Origin of the sequence: Frateuria defendens (assembly GCF_001182895.1) — a bacterium.
Taxonomy (GTDB): domain Bacteria; phylum Pseudomonadota; class Gammaproteobacteria; order Xanthomonadales; family Rhodanobacteraceae; genus Frateuria_B; species Frateuria_B defendens.
This window is the reverse complement of sequence record NZ_LFQR01000083.1, coordinates 57103-64904: the sequence shown is the minus strand read 5'-3', so window position 1 is coordinate 64904 and position 7802 is coordinate 57103. Positions and strand designations below refer to the sequence as shown.

The 7802-nt window shown below is 71.7% G+C and carries 7 protein-coding genes; 5 read left to right on the top strand and 2 right to left on the bottom strand.

The annotated features are described in order from the left end of the window. Positions 1–415 precede the first annotated feature (415 nt). From ACH65_RS12425 to ACH65_RS12405, 5 genes are all read left to right on the top strand, one after another. Positions 416–1444: an aspartate-semialdehyde dehydrogenase gene (locus ACH65_RS12425; protein WP_049622917.1), complete on the top strand. Its 1029-nt coding sequence runs from the start codon at positions 416–418 to the stop codon at positions 1442–1444. Next, on the top strand, positions 1444–1755 hold the full coding sequence (locus ACH65_RS12420; RefSeq protein ID WP_049622916.1) for a hypothetical protein: 312 nt from the start codon (positions 1444–1446) through the stop codon (positions 1753–1755). The genes ACH65_RS12425 and ACH65_RS12420 overlap by 1 nt, the downstream gene beginning before the upstream one ends. 156 nt (positions 1756–1911) lie before the next feature. After that, complete coding sequence (locus ACH65_RS12415; RefSeq protein WP_237561507.1) at positions 1912–4215, top strand: motility hub landmark protein FimV; 2304 nt, start codon at positions 1912–1914, stop codon at positions 4213–4215. A 101-nt stretch (positions 4216–4316) separates the two neighbouring features. Further along, entirely contained in the window at positions 4317–5084 is a 768-nt protein-coding gene (gene truA, locus ACH65_RS12410) for a tRNA pseudouridine(38-40) synthase TruA (RefSeq protein WP_049622914.1), read from the top strand. Next, positions 5081–5737: a phosphoribosylanthranilate isomerase gene (locus tag ACH65_RS12405; protein ID WP_049622913.1), complete on the top strand. Its 657-nt coding sequence runs from the start codon at positions 5081–5083 to the stop codon at positions 5735–5737. The genes truA and ACH65_RS12405 overlap by 4 nt, the downstream gene beginning before the upstream one ends. 285 nt (positions 5738–6022) lie before the next feature. On the opposite strand, the gene ACH65_RS12400 is transcribed toward ACH65_RS12405, so the two are convergent. Beyond that, positions 6023–6559, bottom strand: a complete 537-nt coding sequence (locus ACH65_RS12400; protein WP_202594201.1) for a hypothetical protein — start codon at positions 6557–6559, stop codon at positions 6023–6025. Between the two features lie 269 nt (positions 6560–6828). Beyond that, positions 6829–7722, bottom strand: a complete 894-nt coding sequence (locus ACH65_RS12395; RefSeq protein WP_049622912.1) for a LysR family transcriptional regulator — start codon at positions 7720–7722, stop codon at positions 6829–6831. Between the last annotated feature and the right edge of the window lie 80 nt (positions 7723–7802).

Here is a 7802-nt window from a genome sequence, read left to right as displayed (position 1 = left end):
GAGGGGTGGGAGGGGTGGGACTTGGGCATGTATCGCTGCTCCGCGAACTCGAAAATTTCCTGACGCCCCCGGCAGCGGCGCCGGGAGCCCTGCGCCGGTGGCCATGCTCCGCACCGGCAGCGCTGCAGCGTCTATGCCGCAGCGCAGCAATTCTAGCCCATCGGGTGCGCCAATCTGCCGCACGCCGCGCGAAATAGTGCGATGGGGGCCCGCATCGGCGGCCGTCCGTTCGCCGCGCGGGAGGCCGCCGTTGGCGCCTCCCGATACTGGCCGTCCACGGCGCGCGGCGGGCCCGGGCAGGTGACAGTTCGTGCGGGCGCGTGTATCAATGCGGGTCTTGTGTTTTTTTTCCGTTCCGGCCGGGCCCCGTCGAGGGGTCGCCGCGGCGGCCCCTTAAGCTATCTCGGTCCAATCCATGAGCAAGAAGAGCAGTTACAAGGTGGCGATGGTCGGTGCCACCGGCGCCGTCGGCGAAACCCTGTTGTCGATCCTCGCCGAGCGCGATTTCCCGATCAGCGAACTGGTGCCCCTGGCCAGCGAGCGCTCCGCCGGCGGCAAGGTCGAATTCGCCGGCAAATCGATCACCGTGCAGAACCTCGCCGAGTACGACTTCGAGGGCGTGGACATCGCCTTCTTCTCCGCCGGCGGCTCGGTCAGCCGCGAGCACGCGCCGCGCGCGGCGGCGGCCGGCGCGGTGGTGATCGACAACACCTCCGAGTTCCGCTACCAGGACGACATCCCGCTGGTGGTGAGCGAGGTGAACCCGCACGCCATCGCGCAGTACACCACCCGCGGCATCATCGCCAACCCGAACTGCTCGACCATGCAGATGCTGGTGGCGCTGGCGCCCATCCATCGCGCGGTGGGCATCGAGCGCATTAACGTGGCCACCTACCAGTCGGTGTCCGGCGCCGGGCGCTCGGGCATGGAGGAACTGGGCAGGCAGACCGCCGCGCTGCTCAACTTCCAGGAAGTGGAGCAGGTGAAGTTCCCCAAGCAGATCGCCTTCAACGTGATCCCGCACATCGACGACTTCCAGGCCAACGGCTACACCAAGGAAGAGATGAAGATGGTGTGGGAGACGCGCAAGATTCTCGAGGATGAGTCGATCCTGGTGAATCCCACCGCGGTGCGCGTGCCTGTGTTCTACGGCCACGCCGAGGCGGTGCACATCGAGACGCGCGACAAGCTCTCCGCCGACGAGGCCCGCGCGCTGCTGGAACAGGCCGAGGGCGTGGTGGTGATGGACGAGCGCAAGGCCGGCGGCTATCCCACGCCGGTGGGCGACGCGGCGGGCAAGGACCCGGTGTTCGTCGGGCGCATCCGCGAGGACATCTCGCACGAGCACGGCCTGGACCTGTGGATCGTCGCCGACAACATCCGCAAGGGCGCCGCGCTCAACGCGGTGCAGGTCGCCGAGCTGCTGGTGCGGGATTACCTGTGATGCGCCGGCTCGCGTTGCTCGCCGTGCTCGGCCTGCCGCTGCCGCTGCCGCTGGCGGCAGCGGCGCTGCCGGAAGGAAAGGCGGTCCCGGCCCAGGCCGTCCACCACTTGAAAAAGCAGCTGCAGCAGCGCGGCCTGGAGGTCGGCCGGCTGCAGCAGCAGGTCACCGAGCAGGAATCGAAGAGCCGGCAGGCCGAGCAGCAGCTGCAACGGCAGGACCAGGACATCGCCGCGCTGCAGCGTCAGCTGCAGGCGCTGCGCGAGGCCGATGCCCCGGCCCCGGCCGCCGCACCGGGGCAGCATCCAAAATGAGAACAGGCTACGGCAATACGCCGTAAACCCGCGCCACGGCTATTGGCGGGGGGCTGGTGCGTCAACTAAAGTGACGCCTCGTTTTTGCACAGCAGCCGCATCGGCGGCAGCCAATAAGAAGCGTCACGGGGCGGGGGACACGCAATGAATCGTTCGTTGAAGCTTTCGATACTGCTGGCCCTTGCCTTGGGCAGCGCCCAGGCCGGCGCGCTCGAGCTGGGGCAGATCAGGGTGAAGTCGGCGCTGGGCCAGCCGCTGGTGGCCGAGATCCCGCTGACCACCGAATCCTCCGCCGAGCTGCAGAACCTCAGCGCGCGGCTGGCCTCGCCCGAAGACTTCACCCGCGCCGGCATCAGCGGCGGGCGTCCGGCCATCGCGCTGCAGTTCGACGTCGCCGAAGCGGGCGGGCAGCGGGTCATCCGCATCACCAGCAGCGAGGCGGTCAACGATCCCTACCTCGACCTGCTGGTCGAAGTGAACAACGCCGCCGGCAAGAGCGTGCGCGAGTACACCATCCTGCTCGATCCGCCGGGCGGCACCAACCAGTCCTCCAGCGTCGCCATGCCGAGCGTGGCGCCGGCCGCGCCGCGGGCTTCGGGCAGCCGCCGCGCCGTGGCGCCGCCGGCCGCCAGCCAGCCGGCGCCGGCCAGGCCGGCCGCCGCGGTCAGGCCGGCGCCGGCGTCGCGTGGGGCCTCGCCGGTGGACGAGGGCAAGTACGGCCCGGTCAACCGCGGCCAGACGCTGTCGGAAATCGCGCGCCTCACCACGCCGGCCGGCGTGGAGCGCAGCCAGATGCTGCTGGCCCTCAAGCAGGCCAACCCCGGCGCCTTCTACCGCGACAACATCAATGCCTTGAAGCGGGGCGCGGTGCTGCGCATCCCGACCAGCCAGGAAGCGCAGGCCCTGGCCGCCGCCGCGGCCGTGGCCGAAGTGCAGCGCCAGAACAGCGAATGGCGCGGCGGCACGGCGGCCGCGCCCACCACGGTCGCCGACGCCGCCACCCGTGCCGGCACCTCCAGTGCGCCCGCCGGTACGCCTTCCGCCGCCGACCGGCTGGCGCTGGTGCCGACGCAGCAGGGCGCCGCCGCGGCCGGTGGCGGCGGCAAGAACGCCGCGGCCATCTCCAGCCTGCGCGCGGACCTGCAGCGCAGCCAGGAGCAGCTCACCGCCCTGCAGCAGCAGGGCAACGAGCTGAAGTCGCGCCTCAAGGACCTGGAGGACATCAACAGCAAGAACGAGCGGCTGCTGGCGCTGAAGGACAACCAGATCGCCGAGCTGCAGCATCGCCTGGACGAGGCGCGCAAGGCGGCCAACCTGCCGCCGGCCGCGCCGGTTGCCGCCGCCAGCGCCAAGCCGGCGGCGAATGCGGCCCAGGCTGCGCCGGCGCCGGCGCCGGCCGCACCGCAGCCGGCCACGGCCGGCACGGCCGCGGCCGCGCCAGTCGCGATGAAGGCCAAGGCCGCGCCGGCCGTCAAGCCGGCGTCGAAACCGGCCGCTCCCGCGCCGGCGGCGGACGAGCCCTGGTACATGCAGACCTGGGCCTGGATCGCCGGCGCCGTCGCGGTGGTGCTGCTCCTGCTGCTGGGCTTGCGCCAGCGCCAGAAGGCCGCGCCGGCGGCCGCGGCCAGTTCGCTGGCGGACCGCTTCGGCACCGTCCCGGCGGCAGGGGGCGACAGCGTGGACCCGGACCAGGACGAACTGCTCGACCAACTGGCCGAGCATCCGGACGACATCGGCCTGCACCTCGAACTGGTCAGCCTGTACTACAGCCGCCGCGACGTCGATCACTTCGAGGCGGCCGCGGAAGCCATGCACGCGCACATCATCGACCTGCAGCAGCCGGAGTGGCTGGAGGTGGCGGAGATGGGGCGCGACCTGACGCCGGAACATCCGTTGTTCGCCGAGGCGGCGGAACGCGAGGCGGCGTATGCCGAGCCGTACCGCGACGGCTTCGCCGCGCACGACGTCTACGAAGAGCGCGAGGCCGCCGCCGCGCCGGCCTTCGATCGCGGCGCCTACGCCGCGGCGCCGGCCGGCCCGGAGGAGGAGACCCTTGTGTCGCCGCTGCCGGCCAACCAGAAGGTCAGCGAGTACCACTTCGTCTTCGACCTGACGCGGCCGGAGGAGTCCTCGCCGGCCGACGAGGCTTCCGTGACGGCGGCGAAGACCGAGGTGGTGCTGGACGAGGCGGTGTCGCTGCACGAGATCGATACGCAGCCGGAGGAACACCTCAGCTGGCACTTCGACGAACCGGCGGAGCCGGGCGACCGCGCGGAAGCGCAAACGCACGAGCTCGGCGGCTTCAGCGACGACCCGGTCGATACCAAGCTCGACCTGGCCCGCGCCTACATGGACATGGGCGACGCCGACGGCGCGCGCGCCATGCTCGAGGAGGTGTTGAACGAAGGCAGCCAGATGCAGAAGGACACCGCCAAGGAGTTGCTCGGCAAACTGGCCTGAGCCTGCTGGCCGCATCGACCTTCCCGACGGGCCGGCCTTGCCGGCCCGTCGGCGTTTGGGCAGCTGCTAAGCTTTACGGCCCTTCCCGGCATCGAGGTTCCATGCGCATCGCGCTCGGCATCGAATACGACGGCACCGACTTCCTCGGCTGGCAGCGCCTGAGCCACGGCCGCACCGTGCAGGGCGAGCTGGAGCGGGCGTTGTCGGCGGTGGCCGCGCAGCCGGTGACGGTGAATTGCGCGGGCCGCACCGACGCCGGCGTGCACGGGCGCTGCCAGGTGGTGCACTTCGACACCACCGCGCAGCGCGCGCTGCGCGGCTGGGTGCTGGGCGGCTGCGCCAACCTGCCGCCGGGCGTCGCCGTGCTGTGGGCGCAGGAGGTGCCCGAGGCTTTCCACGCGCGCTTCTCCGCGCGCAGCCGGCGCTACCGCTACACCATTCTCAACCGGCCGGTGCGTGCGGCGCTCGATGCGCGCTATGTCACCTGGGAGCGGCAGCCGCTCGATGCCGGGCGCATGCACGCCGCGGCGCAGGCGCTGCTCGGCGAGCACGATTTCTCCGCCTTCCGCGCGGTGTCCTGCCAGGCCTCGCATCCGCGCCGCGAGATGCTGGCGATCGGCGTGCGGCGCGAGGGCGAACAGGTGATCGTGGAGGTGGAAGCCAACGCCTTCCTGCATCACATGGTGCGCAACATCGTCGGCTCGCTGCTGCCGGTCGGCCGCGGCGAGCGGCCGGTCGAATGGATGGCCGAGCTGCTGGCCGGCCGCGACCGCGAAGTGGCCGGCCCCACCGCGCCCGCCACGGGACTCACCTTTATCGGCCCGCGCTACGAGGCGCACTGGGGCCTGCCGGCGGAGGTCAGCCAATGACGACACGTACCCGCATCAAGTGCTGCGGCATGACCCGGGTGGAGGATGCACGGCTCGCCGCGCAACTGGGCGCCGACGCCGTCGGCGTGGTGTTCACCGCGCGCAGCCGGCGCCAGGTGGCGATCGGGCAGGCGCGCGCCATCGTGGCGGCGGTGCCGCCGTTCGTCGCTACCGTGGCGCTGTTCATGGACGACGCGCCGGAGCTGGTGGAGGAAGTGATCGACCGCGTGCGGCCCTCGCTGCTGCAGTTCCACGGCAACGAGTCGGACGACTGGTGCGCGCAGTTCGGGCGGCCCTACCTCAAGGCCATCGCGATGGGCGAGGGTGCCGCGGCGCTGCCGCGCCTGCGCGCGTACCCGCGCGCGGCCGGCCTGCTGCTGGACGGCCATGGCCTGGGCGAGGCCGGCGGCAGCGGCAAGGCCTTCGACTGGTCGCTGATGCCGGCGGACCTCGATCAGCCGTTGATTCTCGCCGGCGGCCTGCATGCCGGCAACGTGGCCGAGGCGGTGCGCATCGCCCGGCCGTGGGCGGTGGACGTGGCCAGCGGCATCGAGTCGGAGCCGGGGATCAAGGACCCGGACAAGATGGCGGCATTCATCCGCGCGGTGCGCGATGCGGACGCGGCCCGGCACGATCCGCCACTGCACCGGTAACGGAACTGGCTTGGCGCGTCCGGCGGCGCGGCTCGCCCGCCGGGCGCGGCGCGCAGTCGGCGTGTCCGGCCCGCCCTGCACCAAGGCAGTCGCCATTGCTCCCGGGTCGGCCGATGATCTGCATCCTGCCTGCGCACTGCCTGCCGCCGCACCGCGTCGTGCCGCTGGCGAATCGCCTCGCTTCGCGTCAGTGGCGCCTGCTCGAGAGCATGTCCTCGCGTGCCTGCTCGGCCCGCGAGGCGCCGATCGCGCTCTCGACGTTCTTGATCTCCTCGGGCGGCGGAATCACGGCGGGGAAGCCCAGCGAGTCGACCCACAGCTCGCGCGCCCAGCCCTTGGTGTGTAGTACAGGTGGTGATCCTCGTCCCGGTGGACGGCGTCGTACGCCTGCCGCAGCACTTCGGCTTCCTTGGCCTCCTTGGCTTGCAGGTGGTCGCAGGCCAGGCCGATGAGCTCCCAGTTGGCGTGGTCCTTGGTCTCGGCGAGCACCACGCATTCGGCCGCCACCCGCTGCGCGGCGATGGGATCGCCGGCCTGCCGGGCCATCTCGATCGCCCTGACCATCGAGGCGCCGAGGTGCTCCACCACTTCCCGTCCGGGCGTGCGCGTCTCCGGGTCCAGGCCCAGCAACTCGAAGACCGAGAGCAGCACCTGGCGGTGCGTCGTGGTTTCGTTCAAGTAATCCTCCCATTCCTTGTGGAGGTCCTGGTTGACTGCGCAGGCGACGGCCGCCTTGTACAGCCTGATTCCGCCGATCTCCGTTTCCAGCGCCTGGTACAGCAGCTCGTGCAGTTGGGCGCGGTCGCCGGTCTTCTTAGCCATGATGGACGCTCCTGTGCTCGGTTCGGGTCGTGGGGTGGGAACCGCCGGCGCAGCCTCCGTGCCGCCGATGCGGACAGGCGGGATAGCGGGAGCCATGGGTGCCGTCCTTCCCTCGCAGGGGGCGCTTCCGGGACATTGATAGTGGTCGGGCAATGAAGTGTCGGTGAAGTGGCTCGCGCGCACGCAACAGGGCGCCACGCATCCCCGCTGCCTTGCGGTGAGCGGGGCGAGGCGAGCGGTTTCGCGTCGGCGTCGACCAGCCGCGTGGCTCAGGCCTGCGCGAGCTCCGCCCGCAGCCATGCCGCCAGTGCGGCCAGCCGCGCATCGCCGGCCCGCTGCGGCGCGCCCAGCAGCCATGCCCCCCGCGTCTTGCGAAAGCCCCACGGGGCGACCAGCCGGCCGGCGGCGAGGTCGTCGGCCACCAGCGGTTGCGGCGCGATGGCCACGCCCAGGCCCGCGACCGCCGCTTCCAGCAGGTAGTACAGGTGCTCGAAGCCCTGGCCGAGGCGCAGCGTCTTCGGGTCGATGTGCTCGGCGTGCGCCCACGCCGGCCAGGCCTGCGGGCGCGAGGCGGTGTGCAGCAGCGCCTCCTTGCGCAGCGCCGGCTTCGAGCCCTTGCGCAAGCGCTCGAAGCCGGCATAGCGCGGGCTGAGCACCGGGCCGATCAGCTCCGGCGCCAGCGTGTGGACCTGCCACGTCGCCGGCCAGGGCCGCTCGGCCAGCAGCAGGGCCGCGTCGAGGCCGGGCAGGGCGGGGTCGCCGAGCGCCGCCTCGTCGGCCGACAAGTGCAGTTTCAGCTCGGGCAGGTCGTGTCCCAGCCGGTCCAGGCGCGGGATCATCCAGCGCGCCAGCAGGCTGCCCGGGCAGCCCAGCACGAACGGTGCCTGCGCGGCGCCATGGCGGATCTCGTGGCAGACGTCGCGCAGTTGCCCGAAGGCGTCGGTGGCGGCCTCGCGCAGCCGCAGCCCGCCGGCGGTGAGCGCCAGCCCGCGCCCCTGGCGCCGGAACAGCGGCGTGCCCAGGTCGGCCTCCAATGCACGGATCTGCCGGCTCACGGCGCCGTGGGTGACGTGCAGCTCGTCCGCCGCGCGCGTCATGCTCGCCAGTCGTGCGGTGGCTTCGAAGGCGCGCAGGGCATTCAGCGACGGCAGTTCGCGGGGCATCGTAGGTGTGAGTTTTCCTGACAGGTCACAGCGATCTTATCGCTTTTGGCCGGCGGCCCGCTGCGCTAGGGTGTGCCGTG

Coding starts and splice junctions, on each gene's coding strand:
- ACH65_RS12405 (WP_049622913.1), top strand. CDS start 5,081: ATGACGACACGTACCCGCATCAAGTGCTGCGGCATGACCCGGGTGGAG.
- ACH65_RS12400 (WP_202594201.1), bottom strand. CDS start 6,559: ATGGCTAAGAAGACCGGCGACCGCGCCCAACTGCACGAGCTGCTGTAC.
- ACH65_RS12420 (WP_049622916.1), top strand. CDS start 1,444: ATGCGCCGGCTCGCGTTGCTCGCCGTGCTCGGCCTGCCGCTGCCGCTG.
- ACH65_RS12425 (WP_049622917.1), top strand. CDS start 416: ATGAGCAAGAAGAGCAGTTACAAGGTGGCGATGGTCGGTGCCACCGGC.
- ACH65_RS12395 (WP_049622912.1), bottom strand. CDS start 7,722: ATGCCCCGCGAACTGCCGTCGCTGAATGCCCTGCGCGCCTTCGAAGCC.
- truA (WP_049622914.1), top strand. CDS start 4,317: ATGCGCATCGCGCTCGGCATCGAATACGACGGCACCGACTTCCTCGGC.